Here is a 24956-nt window from a genome sequence, read left to right as displayed (position 1 = left end):
TCAATAAGAGAAATAAAACCGCTTTCCCATATATTCTTTTAGAAAACCTGTTGCTAAAAGATATAAAAATTGATAGAATAAGGATTGTCTAAAAAATTTTAAGGAGAATCTATCAAATGGATTTCACATGGGCAATTAAATATGCCACTGAATTTTTGGCCACTGCTATTTTGATCATTCTTGGAAATGGTGCAGTTGCCAACGTTGAACTTAAAGGTACGAAAGGTCACCAAAGTGGCTGGATCGTTATCGCTGTTGGTTATGGTATGGGGGTTATGATCCCAGCCTTGATGTTTGGTAACGTATCTGGTAACCACATTAACCCAGCCTTCACTCTTGGACTTGCGATCAGCGGTCTCTTCCCTTGGGCACAAGTTGCACCTTATATCATCGCACAAGTTTTGGGTGCTATCTTTGGTCAAGCCTTGGTTGTGGCAACACACCGCCCATACTACTTGAAAACTGAAAATCCAAACAACATCTTGGGTACTTTCTCAACAATTTCAAGTTTGGATAATGGTACAAAAGAATCACGTTTTGCAGCAACTGTTAATGGTTTCGTAAATGAGTTTGTTGGTTCATTTGTTCTTTTCTTTGCAGCCCTTGGTATGACTAAAAACTTCTTTGGTGCTGAACTAGTATCAAAAGCACAAGCTGCTATCAATGCTCAAGTTGCACAAGCAACTACTCAAGGTCAAACAATTCCTCAAGAACAAGTAACAGCAGCACTTGACCAAGCTAAAGAACAAGTAGCGCCATTTATGACTTCTGGTCTTGGAATTGCTCACTTGGCACTTGGATTCCTTGTTATGGCCTTGGTAACATCACTTGGTGGACCTACAGGACCTGCCTTGAACCCAGCCCGTGACTTGGGACCACGTCTCCTTCATGCTTTCCTTCCAAAATCAGTTCTTGGTGAGCACAAAGGTGATTCAAAATGGTGGTATTCTTGGGTACCAGTAGTAGCACCTATCGCAGCAGCAATTGCGGCAGTAGCTATCTTCAAATTCCTTTACCTATAAGAAATTGAAACCGAGGAAATCCTCGGTTTTTTAGATGAAATTTTACGAAAAAAAGGTAAATCTGAGCATAATTTCTTGTAAAAAATTCTAAAATCCTTTAAAATAAAAGAGTTGGAGGAATTTATGAATGTAAATCAGATTGTACGGATTATTCCTACTTTAAAAGTAAATAATAGAAAATTAAATGAAACATTTTATATTGAAACTCTTGGCATGAAGGCCTTGTTAGAAGAATCAGCCTTTCTGTCACTAGGTGATCAAACAGGTCTAGAAAAGCTGATTTTAGAAGAAGCTCCAAGTATGCGCACTCGTAAGGTAGAGGGAAGAAAGAAACTAGCTAGATTGATTGTCAAGGTGGAAAATCCCTTGGAAATCGAAGAACTCTTATCTAAAACTAATTCGATTCATCGATTGTATAAAGGTCAAAATGGCTACGCTTTTGAAATTTTTTCACCCGAAGATGATTTGATTTTGATTCATGCGGAAGATGATAGAGAAAGTCTAGTAGAAGTAGGAGAAAAACCTGAATTTCAAACAGATTTGGAATCAATTTCTTTAAGTAAATTTGAGATTTCTATGGAATTACATCTCCCAACTGATATCGAAAGTTACTTGGAATCATCTGAAGTTGGGACATCACTTGGTTTTATCCCAGCTGAGGGGCAGGATTTGACTGTGGACAATTCGGTTACTTGGGACTTATCTATGCTCAAGTTCCTGGTCAATGAACTAGATATAGCAAGTCTTCGCAAGAAATTTGAGTCTACCGAATATTTTATTCCTAAGTCTGAAAAATTCTTCCTTGGTAAAGATAGAAATAATGTTGAATTGTGGTTTGAAAAAGTATGAAGTTGACCAAGATTATTAAAAAAATAGAAGAACAAATCGAGGCAGGGATCTATCCCGGAGCCTCTTTTGCATATTTTAAGGACAATCAATGGACGGAGTTCTATTTAGGCCAGAGTGACCCAGAGCATGGCTTGCAGACAGAGGCAGGACTAGTTTACGACCTAGCCAGTGTCAGCAAGGTTGTTGGAGTTGGTACCGTTTTTACCTTCTTGTGGGAAAAAGGCAAATTAGATATTGATAGACCGGTAACAGATTTTTTAGCTGAAAGTGATTATCCAGACATCACTATTCGCCAGCTCTTGACTCACGCAACAGACCTTGATCCGTTTATTCCCAATCGTGATCTTTTAACAGATTCAGAATTAAAGGAAGCGATGTTTCATCTCAATAGACGAAATCAGCCAGCCTTTCTTTATTCGGATGTCCATTTTTTACTTTTAGGTTTTATTTTGGAAAGAATCTTTAATCAAGACTTGGATGTGATTTTACAAGAACAAGTTTGGAATCCTTGGAGAATGGCGGATACCCAGTTTGGGCCTGTTGAGCTTGCTGTTCCAACAGTCAGAGGTGTAGAGGTAGGCATAGTACATGATCCCAAGGCTCGCCTTCTGGGAAGACATGCAGGTAGTGCTGGTTTATTTTCGACTGTAAAGGATTTACAAATCTTTTTAGAACACTATTTAGAAGATGATTTTGCAAGAGATTTGAGTCGAAATTTTTCTCCTTTGGATGACAAGGAACGTTCTTTAGCATGGAATTTGGAAGGAGATTGGCTAGACCATACGGGCTATACAGGTACCTTTATCATGTGGAATCGTCAGAAGCAAGAAGCGGCTATTTTCCTATCGAATCGTACCTATGAAAAGGATGAGAGGGCTCAATGGATTGTAGACCGCAATCAAGTGATGGACTTGATTCGCAAAGAAGAGTAAGGAGAGACATGCCAAATATTTTAAAAGGGACTTTATTAACAGTTGTGGCTGGGATTGCTTGGGGCTTGTCAGGAACGAGTGGCCAATACCTGATGGCACATGGAATTTCGTCTCTGGTTTTAACTAATTTACGACTTTTAATCGCCGGTGGGATTCTCATAGTCTTGGCTTATGCTACTGCAAAGGATAGAATGCTGGCCTTTTTAAAGGATAGAAAGAGTTTGCTGTCTCTTCTTATTTTTGCTCTGATTGGCCTCTTCCTCAATCAATTTGCCTATCTATCTGCTATTCAGGAGACCAATGCAGGAACAGCGACGGTGCTTCAGTATGTTTGCCCTGTCGGAGTTTTGATTTATAGCTGTATCAAGGATAAGGTGGCGCCGACACTGGGAGAAATTGTTTCTATCATATTAGCCATCGGAGGAACCTTCCTAATCGCAACTCATGGACAGTTGGACTAGTTATCTATGACACCTGCTGGCCTGTTCTGGGGTCTCTTTTCTGCCCTAACTTATGCACTTTATATCATTTTGCCCATAGCCTTGATTCAGAAGTGGGGGAGTAGTTTGGTCATTGGTGTGGGAATGGTCATAGCAGGTTTGGTCGCCCTTCCTTTTACAGGAGTTCTAGAGGCTACTATCCCAACAAGTCTTGATTTTCTTCTCGCTTTTGCGGGCATTATCCTTATCGGAACTGTCTTTTCCTATACAGCCTTCTTAAAAGGAGCCAGTCTGATTGGACCGGTCAAGTCAAGTTTGTTGGCTTCAATTGAGCCAATCTCGGCGGTTTTCTTTGCCTTCCTAATTATGAATGAACAATTTTATCCCATTGATTTTCTTGGTATGGCAATGATTTTAATTGCAGTCACTTTGATTTCGTTGAAGGATTTATTGTTAGAGAAATAAACAAAAAATGAAAGTAGATGATAACCACTCTCAAAGAGGGGTTATTTTTACTAATAAAAGCTTTTGAATCTAAATGAATTAATGAAATTTTATAAAAGTTTAAGCCTTTTTTCTTAAAATATTTATATGAGTATAGAATACCTGGAGAAAATACGAATATTTTAAAAAAATACATCCATCTAAACCTCTAAAATACTTGAGATGGTTTGATATTGTGATTATTACGATCATAATGTTTGGTCAGTTTATAATTCGTTCAACCGAGCTATTTTTAGCAAATACGTTTCCAACGGGTGCATCAAGTACAGAAGGGACAGTTAGACAGGCTGCAAGCGAAGGTGCTGCTTATTTTAGTAATTTTACCCTGCAAACTATATTACTGGCTGTGACCTTACTCTATCTTTTGATTCGAAATTATGATTTTAAACAGCTTCCTATTCACTGGAATTGGTCCATTATCTTTTGGGTTCCATTTGTATTTGCTTTAGTGGGATTGTTTGGAGACTTGGTTACAACTCTCACTGGTAAATATAACTACTTTAATCCAGACCTTTTTGCCTATATAGATTTCACGCAAATAATAGGGAAGTTCTTAGCTCTCAGCCCGATAGCGATTGCCTATGCCTTGCTAAATGGATTTTATGAAGAGTTTTTCTTTCTAGGTTTGTTAACTTCAGTGAAGGAAAAACACAAGTGGTTGATTTTGATTTATTCTACTAGTATTCGTATTTCCTTCCACACCTATCAAGGATTAGTATGGGCTTTGGTAATCGGTGTAGTTTATGGCTTATTCTATTATTTCTTATACAAATATAAAATTAAAAATCTCCTTCCATTCTTTCTCATGCATGCTTTAGCAGATATGTTTGGTTCTAGCCTGATCTATATATTGGTTGCTTGGGGGACTTAAAAATTAGAAAAGTCCACTCAGTTGTCTGAGCGGACTTTTTGTGTCAAGACGTTTAGTCTTTATTTTCGTATGGCAAGATCAAGTTCAAGATGATTCCTGTCATGGCTGATAGGGCAGTACCTGAAAGGGTAACTGGACCGAGTTTAAGGATAGCTCCTCCAAGTCCAAGGACCAACATAGCACTTGCGATGATGAGGTTACGCATTTGAGCGAAATCAACACGTTCTTTAATCAAGACCTTCAAACCGTTGCTGGCGATAACTCCATAGAGTAGGATTGACATACCACCAAGTACAGCATTTGGAATGGTTGAAATCAAGGCAGTGAATTTACCAAGGAAGCTAAGGGCAATCGCGATGAAGGCAGCGTTACGGATAACTGAGACAGAAGCGATACGAGTCATACCGATAACCCCGGTATTTTCTCCATAAGTTGTATTGGCTGGTCCACCAAGGAAGGCAGAAACTGAAGTTGCGATACCGTCACCAAGAAGAGTACGGTGAAGACCTGGTTCTTTCAAGAATTGACGGCCACAGATTTGACCCAAAACAGTATGGTCTCCGATATGCTCAGAAATTGTTACGATAGCGATTGGCAAGATGGCGATGGTTTCTGGACCAAAGTAAAGATTGTATTCTTTAAAGGCACCACCTGTGCTAAATGGCAAGTAGAAACCAGGAATTTCAAACCAGTTAGCTTTAAGGACTGGTGTAAAGTCAACCAAGCCAAGTGTTAGTGCGAAGAGGTAACCACCGATAATGGCAAAGAGGAATGGAATGATTCGTAGGAAGCCTTTTCCCTTTGTATTGATAAAGGCAGCAATCAAGAAAGTAACAACCGCTACAAGAGCATTTTTCCAATTTCCATCCGCTACAAGACCAGCGTTAGTAACAGCTGAACCTGCAAGTCCAAGACCAATAACGATGATCATAGGTCCGATGATGATTGGTGGTAAGAGTTTATCAATCCATTTTGTACCCGCAAAACGAACACTTGCAGCCACAAGGACATAGATAAAACCTGTAAGGATAACCCCTGTTTGTGCAGCTGATACATCCCCTCCTAGTTCCTTCATAGCTAGGGACATAGCTGTGATAAAGGCGAATGATGATCCTAGATAAACTGGAACTCTAAAACCAGTTGCGATCATGTAGATGAGTGTTCCCACACCTGAAGCAAAAAGGGCAACAGATACAGGCATTCCCAAAATCAATGGTACCAAGATGGTTGCACCAAACATGGCGAAAACGTGTTGGAAGCTAAGGAGAATTCCTTTTCCAGCCGAAGGACGTTGGTCAACGTCTAGTAACAAATCAACAGTTGATTCTTGTTTCATATAAACCTCACTTTTGGGCATCAAAAAAGAGCCCATTATTTTACAGCAATAGGCCCTCAGAGTAAGACTTCTCTAAAATCTAGACTTTAAAGAGTTTTAAATATTTCTGCGTCTTCGTCACCTCACGGGATGACATTAAAAACCTTTGCTTAGGATAGTATAGCAGAAAAAAATGATTTTGTAAATCATTTTTTCCCGAGCCCGAAAATAAGAGAGCGAGGTTGATTTTGTAAATCATTTTTTCCCGAGCCTAAAAATAAAAGAGCGAGGCTGACTTTGTAAATATTTTTTTACTAAAAAAATTAAAGTGGGCGTTTATTGGGCATGCCAGCCTTACGTGGAAATTTATTTGGTGTTTCTTTTTTCTTTTCCACCACTGTGATGTAGCGCGGATCTCCATTTGGTAGGGTGTAGCTGAGATTGTCTTCGACCTTACTGAAGAGGAGGTTGAGAGCATTCTTAGCTTCTAACAACTCCTCAGGCGCATTACTTGCCTTGAGTGCCAGTAGTTTTCCACCAACTTTAAGGTAGGGAATAGTTAATTCAGATAGGATCTGCATACGGGCAACCGCACGAGCTGTTACAAAATCATATTGAGCACGGAAGTTCTTGTCTTGGGCAAAGTCCTCTGCACGTCCATGGTAGAAGTTAACTCCTTCCAAATCCAGCTCCTGAGCCAAGAGTTGGAGGAAGTTGATGCGCTTATTGAGAGAATCAATGATAGTTACATCTAACTGTGGATAGAGGATTTTCATTGGTAGACTAGGAAATCCCGCCCCAGCTCCAATATCAAGAAGTTTGATAGTTTCATTGGGAATCAAATCTTGAAGAATAGGTGCAATCGAATCGTAAAAATGTTTGAGATAAACTTCATCCTTGTCCGTAATTGCTGTTAAATTAATCTTTTCATTCCACTCGACCAGTAGCTCAAAATAACGTTCAAATTGTTTTTTTGCTGGTCCGAAAGTGGAAGATTTTGCTCGGCAAGCAGGTTGTAAAATGTTTCTGGTTTCATAGTTATTTCCTTCTTTAGTATCATCTTATTTTACCACAATCATGAAAAATTTGATATACTGGTACTAATCTAAAAGCAGAAAGGAATTATAAAAAATGACTTGGATTATTCTTGGAGTTATCGCTCTTGTTGTGATTTTTGTGATTGTTAGCTATAACGGTTTGGTTAAGAATCGTATGCAAACAAAGGAGGCATGGAGCCAGATTGATGTTCAATTGAAGCGTCGAAATGACCTCTTGCCAAACTTGATTGAAACTGTTAAAGGTTATGCAAAGTATGAAGGTTCTACCCTTGAAAAGGTAGCTGAACTACGTAATCAAGTGGCGGCAGCAACTTCACCAGCTGAAGCTATGAAAGCTAGTGATGCCCTCACTCGTCAGGTTTCAGGTATCTTTGCAGTTGCAGAAAGCTATCCAGATTTGAAAGCCAGTGCCAATTTTGTTAAATTGCAAGAGGAGTTGACCAATACAGAAAATAAAATTTCATACTCTCGTCAACTCTATAACAGTGTTGTCAGCAACTACAATGTAAAATTAGAAACTTTCCCAAGCAATATCATCGCTGGAATGTTTGGATTTAAAGCAGCAGATTTCCTTCAAACACCAGAAGAGGAAAAGGCAGTTCCTAAAGTTGATTTTAGCGGTTTAGGTGACTAAGATGTTGTTTGATCAAATTGCAAGCAATAAACGAAGAACCTGGATTTTGTTGCTGGTATTTTTCCTACTCTTAGCTCTTGTTGGCTATGCGGTTGGTTATCTCTTTATGCGGTCTGGGCTTGGTGGTTTGGTGATCGCACTGATTATCGGCTTTATCTATGCCTTGTCCATGATTTTTCAATCAACAGAGATTGTCATGTCCATGAATGGAGCGCGTGAGGTGGATGAGCAAACGGCACCAGACCTCTACCATGTAGTAGAAGATATGGCTATGGTCGCTCAGGTTCCTATGCCCCGTGTTTTCATCATTGATGATCCAGCCTTAAATGCCTTTGCGACAGGTTCTAACCCTCAAAACGCAGCGGTTGCTGCGACGTCAGGTCTCCTAGCTATCATGAATCGTGAAGAACTAGAAGCTGTTATGGGACATGAAGTCAGTCATATTCGTAATTACGATATCCGTATTTCGACTATTGCTGTTGCCCTTGCTAGTGCTATCACCATGCTTTCTAGTATGGCAGGTCGTATGATGTGGTGGGGTGGAGCAGGTCGTAGACGAAGTGATGATGACCGAGGAGGAAATGGCTTAGAAATCATTATGCTAGTGGTTTCCCTACTAGCTATTGTGCTGGCACCTCTCGCTGCAACCTTGGTGCAACTAGCTATTTCTCGTCAGAGGGAATTCCTAGCTGATGCTTCTAGTGTTGAGTTGACGCGCAATCCTCAAGGGATGATTAATGCTCTACGTAAGTTGGATAATAGTAAACCGATGAGTCGTCCTGTCGATGATGCCAGCAGTGCACTTTATATCAATGATCCTAAGAAAGGTGGAGGGTTCCAAAAACTCTTTTATACCCACCCACCTATTTCAGAACGGATTGAACGTTTAAAACATATGTAAAATGAATGTTGGGAAAAAGTCTTTAAAATCTTAAAAACGCATAATATCAGGTGTGCAAAAACTTGATATTATGCGTTTTATTATCGGAAGATTTACTTCGTTTTCTCCTAAAATTGTGTTTTTGCACCATCTATCTGCTATGTTGCAAATTTATAAATCATCTAAATTAACTACCTCCAGACCGTGTTCTGTTAAGCGATAGATGATTGAACAGACATCTTTTAAGAAACGACGGTCATGCGAAACAGTGATGAGACCGCCTGGATAGGTGGCAAAGAGTTTTCTGATTTGGGGTTGAGAAGTGGGTGAAAAGTTTCGTGTGGGTTCATCCAGAAGGAGAAAGTTTGGTTTGCGCAGGACTAAATCCAAAAGCAGGAGTTTTCCCTGTTGCCCGCCAGATAAGGAGCGAATTTGATGTTGCATTTCTGGATAACTGAAATTGAGACTTGCTAAGTGAGATTGGATTTTCTGCAGTTCCTCTTTTTCCCCAGTTTTGCTGAGGTAGACGATTGGGGATAAATCCAATTGTAGTTTTTTGTGGTAATCTTGTGGCATAACACCAAGTGAAATCTCTCTTTTTTGACTTAGCAGTTGTTGCAACTTTGCTAACAGAGTTGATTTCCCCATACCATTTGGGCCGATGATACCGATTTTTTCTTGTCCACGGACAGTTAGTTGTAGTTTTTGAACCAAAACTCGGTCGCCAATGGCCAAATTTTCCTTTTCCAGTTGGATTAAGACTTTAGAAACCGGTAATGGCTGTATATCTGAGAAAAAAAGTCTAATTTCTTCCTCTTCAAGTGGTTTTTGGGTTATAGATTGAGCTGTCTTTTCAAAGCGTTTTTCTTGAGAGAGAACATTTTTCATCTTTTTAGCCAATAGGCGACCGGCAGTACTATCTTTAGTAGCTCGAAGCGCAGTTTCTACATTTTGCTTGACTCGCCGATGTTTTTCCATGGTTTTATCATAGGCTCTTTGGTCGTTAGCAGCTTGCTGGCTTTGTCTGGCAAAATTAGCCTTTCTTTGCTCACTATAACGATCATAATCTAAATGCTCTACTAGCGTTTCCGCTTCTTTACGGTGCTTTACCAGTCGCAAGTGGACAATAGTATCAGCCGTTTGAGACAGAAAGTCTTCATCATGGGAAATGAAAATAACAGTTTGCCTAATCTTGCGAATCTGACCTTTTAGCCAATCAACTGTTTCAAGGTCTAGGTCATTTGAAGGTTCATCTAAAAATAGAATCTCAAAGGGTTTGGCTAACTCATGGATGAGCTGAATTTTCAAAGCTTCGCCCCCTGATAGACTGCCAATCTCTTGGTTGCTAGCGAAACGATCGCTATCAAAATGCAATTCCTCAGCTAAACGATAGAGGGCACTGTAGTCTAAATAAATAGAATCTAAAAAGAAGTAGTCGTGTAGAGTTTTCTTTTTCAGCTTCTCGGGGAGTTTTTGAGGAATGTAAGCTAGTGATTGATAATCAGATTGAATGTCACCCCTGATAGTGAAATCAGGCAATGCTTCTCCCATTAAAGCTCGCAGCAAGGTCGATTTGCCATTTCCTTCTTCGCCAATAATAGCTACCTTTTCTCCGTTTTGTATGGTCATGTTTAAGTCAGAGACAAGGTCTCGTAAATCTTTGTTTTGAGTGATGGTCAGATGATTGATTTTTATCATATAATTGTCCTTTCTAGAATGTCCATAGTGCATAACAAAAAGCTCTACTTTATCTAGTAGAGCCCAAAGTCACTGTCAGAAACGCTATTATCCATGTCGAAAATCCTGTCAAACTAGGCTTGTCTACCCCTATCCAACTCAAGAGGAGCAGATGGTTAGCTTTCTAGTTTTTTGATTTTCAAAGAGGATAAAGTACCAGAAGATCTAGTACAAAAAGAGTATGCAAAAAGAGACAAAAACAAGATCTACTAAATAAAGGTTCTTTATTTGATAGACTTAGTTGTTCATGTCTCCCTTACCTCCGAGTATTAGTACCTCTATCCTATACCTTTCAGGATATTTTGTCAACAGAAAACTGACAATTCTAATCTCTAAAATCCAAAAACAGGTCCATAAAGAGTTAGTACGTGTTTGACATGCTCGTAATGGAATTTATCATAGTTTCGCCAAGCAGTACGAGCTTGATCGTTCAGTTTTAGGCTACCGAGACCTATCAGAAGACTGGTACGTTGGTAAAATTTCTCAAGGTCAATTAAGATACTGTTGTTCAACTTTTCCGCTTTTTTGAGCTCTTGCAGAGTAGTATTTAGCAGATCTTGCAGTCGAATATCATCTGCCGTACCCTGTTTGCAGCTTTGGAAACTTTTATTTAACTCGGATAGGAGTTGGGTTGCATTAGTAATGAGTTCTTTGTCTTCCATGTGAGCATCCTCCTTGCTCTGATGTATTATTGCCTATAGTATAGCACTAAAAAACAAAAATGTCATAGTAAATATGTTAAAAAATCGAATTTTAATTATAAAGTTTGGTGGGCTGATTTGTAGGCTTTTCATGGTATAATCAAGAGAGTAAATCTTTATGGAGGAAGTATGAAATTAAATATTCAAGAAATTCGTAAGCAGTCTGAAGGCTTGCATTTTGAACAAACGTTAGACCTAGCCGTAGACCTGCGTGCACGTAATCAAGAAATTTTAGATGTAAAAGATATCCTTGCAGTTGGGAAAGTACAGTACGAAGATAGTATGTATTTCTTAGATTATCAACTATCTTATACCATTGTTCTTGCTTCAAGTCGCAGTATGGAGCCAGTTGAGTTGGCTGAATCTTATCCAGTCACAGAAGTTTTCATGGAAGGCGCAACCAACCAGCTAGATCAGGAAGTTTTAGACGATGATTTGGTCTTGCCTATCAAAAATGGAGAACTTGACCTTGCTGAGAGCGTGTCAGACAATATCCTACTAAACATTCCTATTAAGGTTTTGACGGCTGAAGAAGAAGCTGGTAAAGGTTTTGTGTCAGGAAATGACTGGCAAATCATGACAGAGGAAGAATACCAAGCCCAACAGGCAGTTAAGAAAGAAGAAAACAGTCCTTTTGCTGGCTTACAAGGACTATTTGATGGAGACGAATAATGGTTTTATCAAAAAAACGAGCACGAAAAGTGCTAGAAGAAATCATTGCTCTGTTTCCAGATGCCAAGCCCAGTCTTGATTTTACCAATCATTTTGAACTCTTGGTTGCGGTCATGTTGTCAGCTCAGACAACGGATGCAGCGGTAAATAAGGCCACACCAGGTCTCTTTGCTGCCTTTCCAACGCCACAAGCCATGTCTGTTGCGACAGAGGGTGAGATTGCTTCACACATTTCTCGTCTAGGACTGTATCGGAATAAGGCTAAATTCCTAAAAAAATGTGCTCAACAGTTACTAGACGACTTTGATGGTCAAGTTCCTCAAACACGTGAGGAATTGGAGAGTTTAGCAGGTGTTGGTCGCAAGACTGCCAATGTTGTCATGAGTGTGGGCTTTGGAATTCCAGCCTTTGCAGTAGACACTCATGTGGAGCGTATTTGCAAACACCATGATATCGTCAAAAAATCAGCAACACCACTTGAGGTGGAAAAGCGGGTCATGGATATCTTGCCGCCGGAGCAGTGGCTAGCAGCCCATCAGGCTATGATTTATTTTGGAAGAGCCATTTGTCATCCTAAAAATCCAGAGTGTGACCAGTACCCACAGTTATATGATTTTAGCAATTTATAAGATGGGAGCTCAAAAGTTTTTGCTTGATTTTAGGTCTGTTTTGTGCTATAGTATTTGATAACTAAATATTCCTTTAAACCTGTCCCGTGAGGCAGGCAAGGAGCGTGATAAAGTAGAAGGGTGGAGTCTATACTGTTTGCAGTAGGGCTTACTTAGCTATACATTTCAAGTCTCCTTGTTTAAGGAGACTTTTCTTTTTGGAGGTTTGTCATGAAGACAAAAGAAGTTGTAGACGAATTGACCGTCAAACGGGCGATTACGCGTATTACTTACGAGATTATCGAACGCAACAAAGATTTGAATAAAATCGTCTTGGCTGGTATTAAAACTCGTGGTGTCTTTATCGCCCACCGTATCCAAGAACGTTTGGAGCAACTAGAAAATCTTTCAGTTCCTGTTGTGGAATTGGATACTAAACCTTTCCGTGATGATATTAAAAGTGGAGAAGATACTTCTTTGATCTCTGTTGATGTGACAGGCCGTGAAGTTATCTTGGTGGATGATGTGCTTTATACAGGTCGTACCATCCGCGCTGCTATTGATAATATTGTAGGTCATGGTCGTCCTGCGCGCGTGAGTTTAGCAGTTTTAGTCGATCGTGGACATAGAGAATTGCCAATCCGTCCAGATTACGTTGGAAAAAATATCCCAACTAGTCGTTCTGAAGAAATCATCGTAGAGATGGCAGAACTTGATGGCCAAGACAGAGTTCTGATTACTGAAGAAGCTTAGAAAGCTAAAGGAGTAGCCATGTCAGAAAATCAACAAGCATTGAATCATGTGGTGTCCATGGAAGACCTCACTGTCGATCAAGTGATGAAATTGATCAAGCGAGGAATTGAGTTTAAAAACGGAGCTCAGCTTCCCTATGAAAACCACTCGATTGTTTCTAATCTTTTCTTTGAGGATTCTACACGGACGCATAAGTCCTTTGAAGTCGCAGAGATTAAACTGGGGCTGGAACGACTTGACTTTGATGTGAAGACTAGTTCAGTCAATAAGGGTGAGACACTTTATGATACCATTTTGACTCTGTCTGCTTTAGGAGTGGATGTCTGTGTGATCCGTCACCCAGAGGTCGACTACTACAGAGAGTTGATTGCTAGTCCGACGATTACGACTTCCATCATCAATGGTGGAGATGGTTCGGGACAACACCCTAGCCAGAGCTTGCTGGATTTGATGACCATTTATGAGGAATTTGGTCACTTTGAGGGACTCAAGGTTGCTATTGCAGGTGACTTGGACCACTCACGTGTTGCCAAATCTAATATGCAGATTTTGAAACGCTTGGGAGCTGAACTTTACTTTGCTGGACCTGAGGAATGGAGAAGTCAAGAGTTTGCAGACTATGGACAGTTTGCAACCATTGATGAAATCATTGATCAGGTGGATGTCATGATGTTTCTCCGTGTGCAACATGAACGTCATGATAGTGGAGCTATCTTTTCAAAAGAGGACTACCATGCCCAACATGGCTTGACTCAAGAACGTTATGACCGTTTGAAAGAAACAGCAATCCTTATGCATCCAGCTCCAGTCAACCGTGATGTAGAAATCGCAGACCGCTTGGTTGAAGCACCAAAATCACGGATTGTCCAACAAATGACCAATGGTGTCTTTGTTCGAATGGCAATCTTAGAATCCGTACTGGCGAGTAGAAACGCCAACTAAAACACAAGACGTTAAAAGACGCCAGTGAGCGTCCACGAGAGGTGAAAATATGACAAAAAGACTTCTAGTATTAGAAGATGGCACAGTTTTTGAAGGCAAGGCCTTCGGAGCAGATATCGATGTAACAGGTGAAATTGTCTTTAATACAGGTATGACTGGCTACCAAGAATCCATTACAGACCAGTCTTATAATGGACAAATCTTGACCTTTACTTATCCTTTAGTAGGAAATTATGGAATCAACCGTGATGATTACGAATCCATCATTCCAACTTGTAAGGGAGTCGTTGTTTTTGAAGAAGCACGTAGAGCAAGCAACTGGCGCAACCAAATGACCTTGGATGAATTCTTGAAAGCCAAGAAAATACCAGGTATCTCAGGTATTGATACGCGTGCACTTACCAAGATTATCCGTAAGCATGGTACCATGCGTGCAACCTTGACCCATGTTGGGGACAGCATGGACCATGTAACTGACCAGCTCCAAGCGACAGTCTTGCCGACAGACAATATCAAGCAGGTTTCTACTAAAACATCCTATCCAGCTCCAGGAGTTGGTTTGAGCGTGGTGCTAGTGGACTTTGGTCTCAAACACTCAATTCTACGTGAACTTTCTAAACGCAACTGTAATGTGACGGTTGTTCCGTATTCGACAACGGCTGAAGAAATTCTCCATCTCAATCCTGACGGAGTTATGTTGTCAAACGGTCCAGGTAACCCAGAAGATGTTCCACAGGCACTGGATATGATTCGTGGTGTGCAAGGAAAAATTCCAATCTTTGGTATCTGTATGGGGCACCAACTCTTTGCAATGGCAAATGGTGCTAAGACCTACAAGATGAAGTTTGGTCACCGTGGATTTAACCATGCGGTACGTGAAATTGCTACAGGACGTGTGGATTTTACAAGTCAGAACCATGGTTATGCAGTCAGCCGTGAGGATTTGCCAGAACACTTGATTATCACCCACGAAGAAATCAATGACAAGTCAGTTGAAGGTGTGCGTCACAGATATCAACCTGCTTTCTCTGTTCAATACCATCCAGATGCAGCCCCTGGTCCACACGACGCTAGCTACCTATTTGATGAGTTTATCGAGATGATGGAAGCTTTTAAACAATCAAACTAAGAACGAGTAAAAGCTCGTCGGAGAATTTATGTAACTGAACACGGACGGAAAGCTCGGAATTTAGAGAAACCAATTTGGATTGTCAATCCTTCTTTGGTTTCCTAAAATTCAATCGCTTTCTATTCGTCCTTTGTATCTTATTTAATGTCGCCCTGAGAGGCGACGAATAGAAAGGAGAAGATACATTGTTCGCGGAAGTGAACACGCCCTAAGAACTGTGTGAAAAAGATAAACATCGTTTTGACGCTGAAGGCGTCTGCACCGAGTTTCCTATTTTCACTGTGTTCTTTACGGGCTTTGTATCATAAACTATGCCTAAACGTACTGATATTCAAAAAATTATGGTGATTGGTTCTGGTCCGATTATTATTGGTCAGGCTGCTGAGTTTGACTATGCTGGGACTCAGGCTTGCTTGTCGTTGAAAGAGGAAGGTTATGAGGTTGTTTTGGTTAACTCAAACCCTGCAACCATCATGACGGACAAGGAAATTGCTGATAAGGTTTATATTGAGCCGATTACACTTGAGTTTGTGACACGTATTCTTCGTAAGGAGCGTCCAGATGCCTTGCTACCAACCCTTGGTGGTCAGACAGGGCTCAACATGGCCATGGAATTGTCTAAAAATGGTATCCTAGATGAACTTGGTGTTGAGCTTCTGGGAACTAAATTATCTGCCATTGACCAAGCGGAGGACCGTGACCTCTTTAAACAATTGATGGAAGAGCTCAACCAACCAATTCCAGAATCTGAAATTGTTAACACTGTCGAAGAAGCAGTTGCCTTTGCAGCGACAATTGGCTACCCAGTCATCGTCCGTCCAGCCTTTACACTTGGTGGTACTGGTGGTGGTATGTGTGCCAATGAGGAAGAATTACGTGAAATCGCTGAAAATGGGTTGAAATTATCACCTGTTACCCAATGTTTGATTGAGCGTTCAATCGCAGGTTTCAAGGAAATCGAATACGAAGTGATGCGTGACTCAGCTGACAATGCTTTGGTTGTTTGTAACATGGAAAACTTTGACCCAGTTGGGATTCACACAGGGGATTCCATTGTATTTGCCCCTGCCCAAACCATGTCAGACTATGAAAACCAAATGCTTCGTGACGCAAGCTTGAGCATTATTCGTGCCCTTAAGATTGAAGGTGGATGTAATGTTCAGCTGGCCCTTGACCCACACAGTTTTAAGTACTATGTTATCGAAGTAAACCCTCGTGTATCGCGTTCGTCAGCTCTTGCTTCTAAGGCGACAGGATATCCGATTGCTAAGTTGGCTGCCAAGATTGCAGTAGGTTTGACTTTGGATGAGGTGATCAACCCCGTTACGGGTTCAACCTATGCCATGTTTGAACCAGCCCTTGACTATGTGGTTGCCAAGATTCCTCGTTTCCCATTTGACAAGTTTGAAAAAGGTGAACGCCGTCTTGGTACTCAGATGAAGGCCACTGGAGAAGTCATGGCAATCGGTCGTAACATTGAAGAATCTCTTCTTAAGGCTTGTCGCTCCCTTGAAATTGGGGTGCACCACAATGAAATGCCTGAACTTGCAGCAGTTTCTGATGATGCCTTGATTGAAAAAGTTGTCAAAGCCCAAGATGACCGTCTCTTCTACGTATCAGAAGCTATTCGTCGTGGTTATACACCTGAAGAGATTGCTGAATTGACCAAGATTGATATCTTCTATCTTGATAAACTCTTGCACATCTTTGAAATTGAGCAGGAGTTGGGCGCACATCCTCAGGATGTCGATGTCCTGAAAACAGCTAAACTAAATGGATTTTCAGACCGTAAGGTTGCTGAACTCTGGGAAACGACAGCTGACCAAGTTCGCCAACTTCGTTTGGAAAACAAGATTGTTCCAGTTTATAAGATGGTCGATACTTGTGCGGCAGAGTTTGACTCTGAAACACCATACTTCTATTCAACCTATGGATGGGAAAATGAATCTATCAAGTCTGATAAAGAATCTGTACTTGTTCTAGGTTCTGGTCCAATCCGTATAGGTCAAGGGGTTGAGTTTGACTACGCAACTGTACACTCGGTTAAGGCCATTCAAGCTGCTGGTTATGAAGCCATCATCATGAACTCAAACCCAGAGACCGTTTCTACAGACTTCTCTGTATCAGATAAGCTTTACTTTGAGCCATTAACATTCGAAGATGTCATGAATGTCATCGACTTGGAGCAACCAAAAGGGGTTATCGTTCAGTTTGGTGGTCAAACAGCTATCAACCTTGCGGAGCCATTGGCAAAAGCAGGTGTGACCATCCTTGGTACACAGGTTGCTGACCTAGACCGTGCTGAAGATCGCGACCTCTTTGAGCAAGCCCTTAAAGACCTGGATATTCCACAGCCACCAGGACAAACGGCTACCAATGAAGAAGAAGCAGTTCTTGCAGCTCGCAAGATTGGCTTCCCAGTTCTTGTCCGCCCATCTTATGTTTTAGGTGGACGTGCTATGGAAATCGTTGAAAACGAAGAAGACCTCCGTTCTTACATGCGTACAGCGGTTAAGGCTAGTCCTGACCATCCAGTCCTTGTAGACTCTTATATCGTTGGACAAGAGTGTGAAGTTGATGCCATTTCAGACGGAGAAAATGTCCTTATCCCTGGTATTATGGAGCACATCGAACGTGCTGGTGTCCACTCAGGTGACTCAATGGCCGTTTACCCACCACAAACCTTGTCGCAAAAGGTGCAAGAAACAATCGCAGACTATACTAAACGCCTAGCAATCGGTCTTAACTGCCTTGGAATGATGAACATCCAGTTTGTTATCAAGGATGAAAAAGTCTACGTTATTGAGGTCAATCCACGTGCCAGCCGTACGGTTCCATTTCTTTCTAAAGTGACCAATATCCCTATGGCTCAAGTAGCAACCAAGCTCATTCTGGGTCAAAAACTTGAAGAACTTGGCTACCAAGATGGACTTTACCCTGAAAGCACTCGAGTTCATATCAAGGCACCTGTCTTCTCCTTTACCAAACTAGCTAAGGTAGACAGCTTACTTGGTCCTGAAATGAAGTCAACAGGGGAAGTTATGGGTTCTGATACGACTTTGGAAAAAGCTCTATATAAAGCCTTTGAAGCTTCTTACCTACACTTGCCAACCTTTGGTAATGTTGTCTTTACTATCGCTGATGATGCCAAAGAAGAAGCCTTGGACTTGGCTCGTCGTTTCCAAAATATTGGCTATGGAATCCTCGCGACAGAAGGGACAGCAGCCTTCTTTGCTAGTCATGGATTGCAAGCCCAACCTGTTGGTAAGATTGGTGATGACGATAAGGATATTCCAAGCTTTGTTCGTAAAGGAAGAATTCAAGCTATCATTAATACAGTAGGAACAAAACGAACTGCTGACGAAGATGGAGAGCAAATCCGACGTTCAGCCATTGAACACGGGGTGCCCCTCTTCACAGCCCTAGATACAGCTAACGCCATGCTTAAAGTATTGGAAAGTCGTAGTTTTGTCACAGAAGCAATCTAGTTGAGAAAATTTTTCACAGTTTTAAAGCCAGCGTTTTCTGACGCTGGCTTTTGCAATACTGGTGTTGCTTATTTCAACTATCATGCTTTCTTTAAGAATCGTTCCAAAATGTGATATAATAAGAATAAATTGGAAATAGGTAAACTATTTTCATTTTATTTTCAAAACTCCATTAATAAACTAGGTAAAGACTTGATTAGAAAGCGAATATTCCTATGTCTTCTTACAAAAAGTTCTCTCTTTCTGAGATCAATCAATCTATTGAAACTCCCAATAATAATCATTTTTGGCAAAATCTAAAAGCATTTTTAGGGCCTGGAGCTCTTGTAGCAGTTGGTTATATGGATCCTGGAAATTGGATTACCAGTGTGGTTGGTGGTGCCTCCTACAAGTATAGCCTCCTATTTGTTATTTTGATTTCCTCCATTATTGCTATGCAGTTACAACAGATGGCTGGAAAGCTCGGTATCGTGACTAGGATGGATTTAGCGCAGGCAACAGCTCATCATGCTCCCAAGTGGCTCCGCTATAGTCTGTGGGTGATTTTAGAATTAGCTTTAATGGCGACAGACTTGGCTGAGGTTTTAGGTTCAGCGATTGCCTTGAATCTTTTGCTTAAAATACCGATTATGATGGCTATCCTCCTAACGGTTTTAGATGTATTTCTTTTGCTTTTGTTGATGAAATTTGGCTTCAAGAAGATTGAAGCTATTGTTACAACCCTTATCTTAACCATATTAGGAATATTTTCTTATCTGGTGGCTTTATCTAATCCAAGTATGCAGGGGATCTTTGGTGGTTATTTACCAACTTCGGCTTTGTTTGAAAGTCCCCTGCCAGGGCATGAGAGTCAACTGACTTTGGCTTTAGGGATCGTAGGAGCGACAGTCATGCCCCATAATCTTTATCTTCATTCATCCCTATCTCAAACAAGGAAAATCAACCATAAGGATACAAAGGATGTTCGAAAAGCTGTACGTTTTATGACCTGGGACTCAAATCTTCAGTTATCCCTAGCCTTTGTTGTCAATTCCTTGCTTCTCATTTTAGGAGCATCGCTCTTTTTTGGTCATGCGTCTGAAATTTCAGCATTCTCTCAAATGTACAATGCTTTACAGGATTCGACAATAGCAGGAGCAATAGCTAGCTCAACTCTGTCAACCTTATTTGCTCTAGCCCTCTTAGCAAGTGGTCAAAATTCTACTATCACAGGTACCTTGACAGGACAGATTGTTATGGAAGGTTTCTTGCATATGAAATTACCACAGTGGATTATTCGTGTCGGAACACGGATTTTTGCCTTGCTCCCTGTGATGATAGTCGCTGTCTTGTTTGGGCATCAAGAAAAGACCTTAGATCAGTTATTGGTCTATTCACAGGTCTTTCTTTCAATCGCTCTTCCATTCTCAATTTTTCCCTTAATTTATCTGACTTCTAAGAAGTCAGTGATGGGAGAATTTACCAATGCCAAGTGGAATACAATCCTAGGCTACGTAGTTTCAATCATCTTGACCATTCTCAATATCAAGCTTCTTTTCGATATTTTTTAACCCCGTTTGAAATCAATTATAGTGTCAGCGTGATGGTTGACAAATAGCAAGTAGTAGTGATTGGTTCATAAAAAGAAGAAAAAAAGAACAGTTGAAACTGTTCTTTTTTATCATTATTTGAGACCGTATTTTACAAAGGTATACACTGTAATGTTTAAATCTTTATTAAATCAACGTTTCTAAAGGGAAAGTAGCTGTAAAATATTATATATATAGCGTATTGTTAAACCAAGACGGTACCAAAAGGGTACCAAAAATTAAGGTTTCGGAGCTTATAAAATTAAGAAAGATGTCTCAGGTGTTTGAGATTTTTTTTGACAAGAAAAAACTCTTGAATATAATCCAAGAGTAAAACGAATAGGACCAGTGGTGGAGCGGGTTCTTTACAGCATAAAGCTGAAGGCAGTACCTAACCTGTACCTAAAACAAGTACCTTTGAGCAAACTGTTACCAGTCACCCGACATCATCCTATCCTTATCCATAGTTTAGGATAAATAAGAGAGAATGTCAACAATAATTTTTATTAACTTAGGTGTTTGTGATATTTGACTTCTCCTTGATTGATTTATTCCAATTTTACAAAGATATACTCTATAGTGTTTAAATCTTTATTAAATCAACGTTTCTAAAGGGGATATAGCTGTAAAATATTATATATACCGTATTGTTAAACCAAGACGGGACCAAAAAGGTACCAAAAATTAAGGTTTCGGAGCTTATAAAATAATGAAAGTTGTCTCAACTATTTGGGCTTTTTTTATTGACTTTTTTTGTAATGAATGAGATAATAAGAGCACGAAGAAGTATCTCATAGATACACCAAACCCCCGAGGACGGCCAGGTCTCTCGAGGGTTTTTTTGTGGTGTTTTGGGCTAGCCTTAGCGTTTGTCCTCGTCATCTAGCCACTTGATGAGATAGTGAGCCAGTATCTCAACCGTGATTCCGAGTAAGAGCTCGAAGAAGTAACTCATAGAACAACACCTCCTTTCGCATTAATTTGCGGAAGGTAGCTTCAGCAATTTGTATTATATCACAATAAAAGACTCTAAACTAGAGCCTTTTATAATTTATCTTAAAAATCGTCGTAGCGCTTTAGTTGACTGTCGTACAGAGCGGTCAAGAAAGCGTAATGCAGAAAATGCAAGCATCCAACCAAATAATGTTTTTCTCATAGTGTTACCTCCTCACTAAATAGTATACCATAGCTTATTTTTTAGCTGCGATTTCCTCGACGGTCTTCTTTTTGAAAAATTCGATTTTCTCAATCGGAGTCATATTTCGATATGTTTTGATAAAATCACGATAAATCAGATACTTTTTATCAGGATCAAGTAAGTCATTAAAGAGGCTAATAACTCCAGTTTTGAAGGTATCAATATCCTCAATAACAAGAAGAATATAAGGTGATTTTTGTATTAGATGGATGTTATAGTTATCCTTGAGACGAATTTCTAAAACATTGATAGCCAGGGCATTTGACCAAAACGATTCTCCCTGTTCATCTGAAGTAAAATAAGGCTCAATAATGCTGAGTGGATAGGCTGATGGTATATAGTTACCAGTGGTTTCTTTAAAAACTGACTGTAGGAAACCCAGTAATATTTTTCCAGAAAATGTACCAGGTTGTTTAATTTTGTGTACTAAAGGTTTGTTAATATTGTTCATCTTTTTCTTCTTGTTCATTTATTCCATGGTTCTCTTGACAACAAGTAACCTAGTCTTTTTTAGCCTTTGGCAATCGGTCGTCAGCTTTTCAGCCTGACGACTCGACTGTCTTTAGTCTAAAGTCGACTAGCTTGTTATCAAGAGACTTTCACGGCATAAAGTGCTTAAAATATATTTTTTTCAATCATGTTTTTAAAGCTCCGAGCGACTGACATAATGGTTATTCTTGGTGGACGTATTTGATTTATGACATGTAACATTCTGCTGAATTCTTTAGGATGCATGTAATTTCTTGCTGTTTTGCGCCAAAGCGCAAGTTTTTTATTTACAGAATTTAATTGCTCACCCAATCGTTTTACACTTTCATTGAGTTTTTTATTTGCGTGTTTTAGGTTATCGACTTCTGATTTTAGTGTACGATTTTCAGATAATATGTGATCACTCTTCATCAGTTTTTTAGCTAAGTTATTCTGTTTAGAAAGTGATTGCTGTAATTGCTGTTCAAGGTTGCTGTTTTCATGCCTTAGCCTATTATTATCCAGGGCATGTTGGGAGACTGTATGAAAGAGTCTGTCATAGGTTGCTTTATCCATTTTTAGTTTTCCGTCAAATGTACGTCTGACTAATTTGTCTTTTTTCATTTCTTCAATCTGTAGAGGTTGAATAGACTCCAAAACAGCTATATCATCTAGTAAAGCATCTTTCTCTTTTTCGTGTTGCTTGATTTTTTCAGTAGCTTGCTTTTCCTGTTTTTCTAGTTGCTTTAGTTTTTCGGTTTTATCAACTATCTTTTTATCAGTATCATCTAGTAAGCGTTGCTTTTCTTTAAATTCTGCTGTTTCGAGGTGTTTCTTCTTGCTATCAGACTCCCCACGTTGCAAATTATATCCGTGTTTGTTCAGGTATCTAGGAAATGCTTCCTGGATCTCTTTCAGTTGGTCACGACTGCCAAATAATGACTTAGAGCTTAACTTGCCATTTTGCATAGGTACAAGTCCTAAGTGCATATGTGGCGTACTCTCGTCAAGATGTACCATAGCATAAGCGATATTACTATTACCGTATCTTTCAGCAAAGAAATTTTTTGTTGTTTCAAAAAAATTCTTAATCTGATCTGGACTCATATTTTCAAAAAATGCCTTGTCTGATGTAATAATCCATTCATTACACAAAACGGCATCTTTACGTAGAGCACGTTTGGAAATTTTATTATCGTTGATGTATTGTTTAATCTGCCTATCGTATGAGATAGAGCGGTCACGGTCGGTTAATTCATAATTTAGGTGAGTCTTTTCTGGGTCAATATCTTTGTTCGAGTGATTTTCAAAAATTCGTTCATTGTGACGATAGGCACCACCAAGATTTCCAGATTTCATTTTTTGCATCCTAGCTACTGCATAACTCATAGTTTGTTCTCCTTTCTCGGCTCAAAGGGTCGCCGAGCTGGTGGCGGAAGATTGCCACCAGGACTAAGTAACCCATAAGGTAGATTTTTTCCTGAAGGATCGGCACGACTTCCATGTAAAGTGTAACGCACTACACTTTACTCCGTAAATGTGCGTTCTCCGAAGGGTCTTGCAGACGGCACATCGCTCCGAATACAGGAGCGACATCGAATCACCTCTCGAGCCACAAGAGGAGTTTCGACTATACTCGCCGAAGCGAGTAGGGCACTCTGTCGGTGCCCCAGGGTCGGACGCTTCGCATTGTCCGACAAATGCCGTCAGAAGACGGCAAAGGCTAAAGCTACAAGGAAAGCTATAGATACAGTAGTGAGTGCAAGCATTAAGTAAACTCGATGTTGTTCCAATCGTTCAGCATAATCTGCCCAAGCTTTTAAGTTTTGTTGCTCACTCTTCCGATAGCCTCTCAATAGTTGCAAATCTTGTTCTAGTTGTTTGCCTTGTTCTTTAGCCTCCTCTAATTCTTTCTCAAGTTTAATCACATCATTTTCAAAATGATAATCTTCAAGTATTCTAATGCCTATTAAATCAAGGTTTTCAACCTTTTGGTTGTCTAGGTATAAATGACCTTTCAACCTCTCTTTATATTTTGGAGATCGTATACGTTTATAGATGGATTGACTACTAACTCCCAGGCTATCAGCGTAGTCTTTTATTCTCATTTTAAGCCTCATAACTCCTTGTTAATACTGGATTTTCAACCAAATGGTTGAAAGCTATTTTTTGTTTCTCTTCCCCCATAATAAGCAAGCTGTTTTTCTAATATTGGTCGTTCATGTTTTAATAAATCTTTCATCAATTTCAGATAGTCGATATCAGATGTTTTATAGGTCTGTAAAAGTTTCTTGTATTTTGTACGTGTGTTTTTACTGACTTTATTCCAGATTCCTTTATCACGAGTAAGTGCAAGTAAGTAAAGTTGAGCTTCTATACCTAAACCTTCAAAGTTAAACGGCTTAAAGATAACAGAGTCAATGACTTCAAATATTTCTTCAACCGAGCGACTTCGGAGTTGAAATTCTAAGCGCCACCAATGCTGGAACTGCTGAGCAAATTTCTTGTCTTCCTCAGAGCCATTTTCTAATTGTTCAACTTTTTTATTATAGAGTCTAATTTGCTTTTCTGACCTGGAGGCGCCTAGATATTTTGTTTCTAGTTTTCCATTCTGGTCTCTCCATTCTTTGGTAGCAGTGGGGCGGCCTTTCTTTTCAAGAACAAACTCACTACAATCAACTTCAAATATATCAAAAGCTAAATCGACTCGAGAGATTGCAATATCTTCAAGATATGGTATAATTGTATCTAAGATATTAATATCAATCTGTCGGAGTTTATTGGGGTTAAACTCTATCCTGAAAGGGCGAGCATTAAAGGCTTGTCCTTTTAATTTGTCGTAGTCTAGGAGGAGTCTAACGTGACTTCCGTCCCGAGTGATTGCTCTAAACATATCAGTCATTGCAGTCTGGACGATAATGACTGTATGACTTTCTATCAAACTTTTGAGATTAAGGAGTTTGATAGGTTTGATATAAGCTGTAATAGTGATGTTGTCCAAGCTAACTTTTAATTCCAAATCAACCTCCTTTCTTGTAGAGGTCGCCTATCGGCGCCTCTTTTTTGTCTGCGCAAAGACCTCCGTAAAATGACATTCTTGGGGGAGCAACCCCAAGCCGACTTCGTCGGACCATTTTCATTTTGCTACGGTCAAACTTGCCAAAAAATGGGTGCAGTAAAATCCCAC

Annotated in this window: 20 protein-coding genes and 2 pseudogenes; 14 read left to right on the top strand and 8 right to left on the bottom strand. The window is 39.9% G+C overall.

What is annotated here, in order from left to right:
- Positions 1 to 116: 116 nt before the first annotated feature.
- From gla to SK578_RS07780, 5 genes and pseudogenes are all read left to right on the top strand, one after another.
- Positions 117 to 1022 carry an aquaglyceroporin Gla gene (gene gla / locus SK578_RS07800; protein ID WP_000348095.1) on the top strand — a complete coding sequence of 302 codons (906 nt, stop codon included), beginning with the start codon at positions 117 to 119 and terminating at the stop codon, positions 1020 to 1022.
- 123 nt (positions 1023 to 1145) lie between these two features.
- On the top strand, positions 1146 to 1871 hold the full coding sequence (locus tag SK578_RS07795; RefSeq protein WP_042751436.1) for a CppA N-terminal domain-containing protein: 726 nt from the start codon (positions 1146 to 1148) through the stop codon (positions 1869 to 1871).
- Positions 1868 to 2803, top strand: a complete 936-nt coding sequence (locus tag SK578_RS07790; protein WP_042751435.1) for a serine hydrolase domain-containing protein — start codon at positions 1868 to 1870, stop codon at positions 2801 to 2803. Before SK578_RS07795 ends, SK578_RS07790 begins: the two co-directional genes overlap by 4 nt.
- Before the next feature lie 8 nt (positions 2804 to 2811).
- A pseudogene (locus SK578_RS07785) lies at positions 2812 to 3708 on the top strand (DMT family transporter).
- Positions 3709 to 3922: 214 nt separating this feature from the next.
- Positions 3923 to 4618, top strand: coding sequence for a CPBP family intramembrane glutamic endopeptidase (locus tag SK578_RS07780; RefSeq protein ID WP_235228661.1), 696 nt, complete (start codon positions 3923 to 3925; stop codon positions 4616 to 4618).
- Between the two features lie 52 nt (positions 4619 to 4670).
- Here SK578_RS07780 and SK578_RS07775 read toward each other — a convergent pair whose 3' ends face one another.
- Both SK578_RS07775 and rsmG read right to left on the bottom strand, forming a co-directional pair.
- Positions 4671 to 5954 (bottom strand): uracil-xanthine permease family protein, encoded by a 1284-nt coding sequence (locus tag SK578_RS07775; protein WP_004239507.1) that lies wholly within the window; start codon positions 5952 to 5954, stop codon positions 4671 to 4673.
- A gap of 302 nt (positions 5955 to 6256) precedes the next feature.
- Positions 6257 to 6969, bottom strand: a pseudogene (gene rsmG / locus SK578_RS07770) (16S rRNA (guanine(527)-N(7))-methyltransferase RsmG).
- Positions 6970 to 7064: 95 nt separating this feature from the next.
- Here rsmG and SK578_RS07765 point away from each other — a divergent pair.
- Positions 7065 to 7625: a LemA family protein gene (locus tag SK578_RS07765; protein ID WP_000219828.1), complete on the top strand. Its 561-nt coding sequence runs from the start codon at positions 7065 to 7067 to the stop codon at positions 7623 to 7625.
- Between the two features lies 1 nt (position 7626).
- Complete coding sequence (gene htpX / locus SK578_RS07760; protein ID WP_042751433.1) at positions 7627 to 8526, top strand: zinc metalloprotease HtpX; 900 nt, start codon at positions 7627 to 7629, stop codon at positions 8524 to 8526.
- A gap of 150 nt (positions 8527 to 8676) precedes the next feature.
- On the opposite strand, the gene SK578_RS07755 is transcribed toward htpX, so the two are convergent.
- Both SK578_RS07755 and SK578_RS07750 read right to left on the bottom strand, forming a co-directional pair.
- The gene (locus SK578_RS07755; RefSeq protein WP_042751432.1) at positions 8677 to 10236 is read right to left on the bottom strand and encodes an ATP-binding cassette domain-containing protein; all 1560 of its coding nucleotides are present in this window, start codon (positions 10234 to 10236) and stop codon (positions 8677 to 8679) included.
- A gap of 338 nt (positions 10237 to 10574) precedes the next feature.
- Positions 10575 to 10904 carry a hypothetical protein gene (locus SK578_RS07750; RefSeq protein WP_042751431.1) on the bottom strand — a complete coding sequence of 110 codons (330 nt, stop codon included), beginning with the start codon at positions 10902 to 10904 and terminating at the stop codon, positions 10575 to 10577.
- Between the two features lie 168 nt (positions 10905 to 11072).
- Here SK578_RS07750 and SK578_RS07745 point away from each other — a divergent pair, with 168 nt between their 5' ends.
- The 7 genes from SK578_RS07745 to SK578_RS07715 all read left to right on the top strand — a co-directional run bounded on the left by SK578_RS07745 (position 11073) and on the right by SK578_RS07715 (position 20085).
- Positions 11073 to 11615 (top strand): YceD family protein, encoded by a 543-nt coding sequence (locus SK578_RS07745; protein WP_042751429.1) that lies wholly within the window; start codon positions 11073 to 11075, stop codon positions 11613 to 11615.
- Positions 11615 to 12244, top strand: coding sequence for an endonuclease III (gene nth, locus SK578_RS07740; protein ID WP_033681985.1), 630 nt, complete (start codon positions 11615 to 11617; stop codon positions 12242 to 12244). The genes SK578_RS07745 and nth overlap by 1 nt, the downstream gene beginning before the upstream one ends.
- A gap of 210 nt (positions 12245 to 12454) precedes the next feature.
- Positions 12455 to 12976, top strand: coding sequence for a bifunctional pyr operon transcriptional regulator/uracil phosphoribosyltransferase PyrR (gene pyrR / locus SK578_RS07735; RefSeq protein WP_000850022.1), 522 nt, complete (start codon positions 12455 to 12457; stop codon positions 12974 to 12976).
- A gap of 18 nt (positions 12977 to 12994) precedes the next feature.
- Positions 12995 to 13918, top strand: a complete 924-nt coding sequence (locus tag SK578_RS07730; protein WP_042751428.1) for an aspartate carbamoyltransferase catalytic subunit — start codon at positions 12995 to 12997, stop codon at positions 13916 to 13918.
- A gap of 49 nt (positions 13919 to 13967) precedes the next feature.
- Positions 13968 to 15047, top strand: a complete 1080-nt coding sequence (locus SK578_RS07725; protein ID WP_000166853.1) for a carbamoyl phosphate synthase small subunit — start codon at positions 13968 to 13970, stop codon at positions 15045 to 15047.
- Positions 15048 to 15358: 311 nt separating this feature from the next.
- The gene (carB, locus tag SK578_RS07720) at positions 15359 to 18535 is read left to right on the top strand and encodes a carbamoyl-phosphate synthase large subunit (protein ID WP_042751426.1); all 3177 of its coding nucleotides are present in this window, start codon (positions 15359 to 15361) and stop codon (positions 18533 to 18535) included.
- 215 nt (positions 18536 to 18750) lie between these two features.
- A complete protein-coding gene (locus tag SK578_RS07715; protein WP_042751425.1) occupies positions 18751 to 20085 on the top strand; it encodes an Nramp family divalent metal transporter in 1335 nt (444 codons plus the stop codon).
- Positions 20086 to 21293: 1208 nt separating this feature from the next.
- On the opposite strand, the gene SK578_RS07710 is transcribed toward SK578_RS07715, so the two are convergent.
- The 4 genes from SK578_RS07710 to SK578_RS07695 all read right to left on the bottom strand — a co-directional run bounded on the left by SK578_RS07710 (position 21294) and on the right by SK578_RS07695 (position 24788).
- Entirely contained in the window at positions 21294 to 21770 is a 477-nt protein-coding gene (locus tag SK578_RS07710) for a hypothetical protein (protein ID WP_042751423.1), read from the bottom strand.
- 146 nt (positions 21771 to 21916) lie between these two features.
- The gene (mobV, locus tag SK578_RS07705; protein WP_042751422.1) at positions 21917 to 23158 is read right to left on the bottom strand and encodes a MobV family relaxase; all 1242 of its coding nucleotides are present in this window, start codon (positions 23156 to 23158) and stop codon (positions 21917 to 21919) included.
- A gap of 317 nt (positions 23159 to 23475) precedes the next feature.
- Positions 23476 to 23877: a hypothetical protein gene (locus tag SK578_RS07700; protein WP_042751420.1), complete on the bottom strand. Its 402-nt coding sequence runs from the start codon at positions 23875 to 23877 to the stop codon at positions 23476 to 23478.
- Between the two features lie 35 nt (positions 23878 to 23912).
- Positions 23913 to 24788, bottom strand: coding sequence for a replication initiation protein (locus SK578_RS07695; RefSeq protein WP_042751418.1), 876 nt, complete (start codon positions 24786 to 24788; stop codon positions 23913 to 23915).
- Between the last annotated feature and the right edge of the window lie 168 nt (positions 24789 to 24956).

Origin of the sequence: Streptococcus mitis (assembly GCF_000722755.1) — a bacterium.
GTDB lineage: Bacteria > Bacillota > Bacilli > Lactobacillales > Streptococcaceae > Streptococcus > Streptococcus mitis_CM.
Note: the sequence above shows the minus strand (reverse complement) of the source record. Positions and strands in the feature narration are given on the sequence as shown.

What these genes read in the sequence shown, in the direction of transcription:
- gla (WP_000348095.1), top strand. Translation starts at nt 117, where the DNA reads ATGGATTTCACATGGGCAATTAAATATGCCACTGAATTTTTGGCCACT.
- SK578_RS07795 (WP_042751436.1), top strand. Translation starts at nt 1,146, where the DNA reads ATGAATGTAAATCAGATTGTACGGATTATTCCTACTTTAAAAGTAAAT.
- SK578_RS07790 (WP_042751435.1), top strand. Translation starts at nt 1,868, where the DNA reads ATGAAGTTGACCAAGATTATTAAAAAAATAGAAGAACAAATCGAGGCA.
- SK578_RS07775 (WP_004239507.1), bottom strand. Translation starts at nt 5,954, where the DNA reads ATGAAACAAGAATCAACTGTTGATTTGTTACTAGACGTTGACCAACGT.
- SK578_RS07765 (WP_000219828.1), top strand. Translation starts at nt 7,065, where the DNA reads ATGACTTGGATTATTCTTGGAGTTATCGCTCTTGTTGTGATTTTTGTG.
- htpX (WP_042751433.1), top strand. Translation starts at nt 7,627, where the DNA reads ATGTTGTTTGATCAAATTGCAAGCAATAAACGAAGAACCTGGATTTTG.
- SK578_RS07755 (WP_042751432.1), bottom strand. Translation starts at nt 10,236, where the DNA reads ATGCACTATGGACATTCTAGAAAGGACAATTATATGATAAAAATCAAT.
- SK578_RS07750 (WP_042751431.1), bottom strand. Translation starts at nt 10,904, where the DNA reads ATGGAAGACAAAGAACTCATTACTAATGCAACCCAACTCCTATCCGAG.
- SK578_RS07745 (WP_042751429.1), top strand. Translation starts at nt 11,073, where the DNA reads ATGAAATTAAATATTCAAGAAATTCGTAAGCAGTCTGAAGGCTTGCAT.
- nth (WP_033681985.1), top strand. Translation starts at nt 11,615, where the DNA reads ATGGTTTTATCAAAAAAACGAGCACGAAAAGTGCTAGAAGAAATCATT.
- pyrR (WP_000850022.1), top strand. Translation starts at nt 12,455, where the DNA reads ATGAAGACAAAAGAAGTTGTAGACGAATTGACCGTCAAACGGGCGATT.
- SK578_RS07730 (WP_042751428.1), top strand. Translation starts at nt 12,995, where the DNA reads ATGTCAGAAAATCAACAAGCATTGAATCATGTGGTGTCCATGGAAGAC.
- SK578_RS07725 (WP_000166853.1), top strand. Translation starts at nt 13,968, where the DNA reads ATGACAAAAAGACTTCTAGTATTAGAAGATGGCACAGTTTTTGAAGGC.
- carB (WP_042751426.1), top strand. Translation starts at nt 15,359, where the DNA reads ATGCCTAAACGTACTGATATTCAAAAAATTATGGTGATTGGTTCTGGT.
- SK578_RS07715 (WP_042751425.1), top strand. Translation starts at nt 18,751, where the DNA reads ATGTCTTCTTACAAAAAGTTCTCTCTTTCTGAGATCAATCAATCTATT.
- SK578_RS07710 (WP_042751423.1), bottom strand. Translation starts at nt 21,770, where the DNA reads ATGAACAAGAAGAAAAAGATGAACAATATTAACAAACCTTTAGTACAC.
- mobV (WP_042751422.1), bottom strand. Translation starts at nt 23,158, where the DNA reads ATGAGTTATGCAGTAGCTAGGATGCAAAAAATGAAATCTGGAAATCTT.
- SK578_RS07700 (WP_042751420.1), bottom strand. Translation starts at nt 23,877, where the DNA reads ATGAGAATAAAAGACTACGCTGATAGCCTGGGAGTTAGTAGTCAATCC.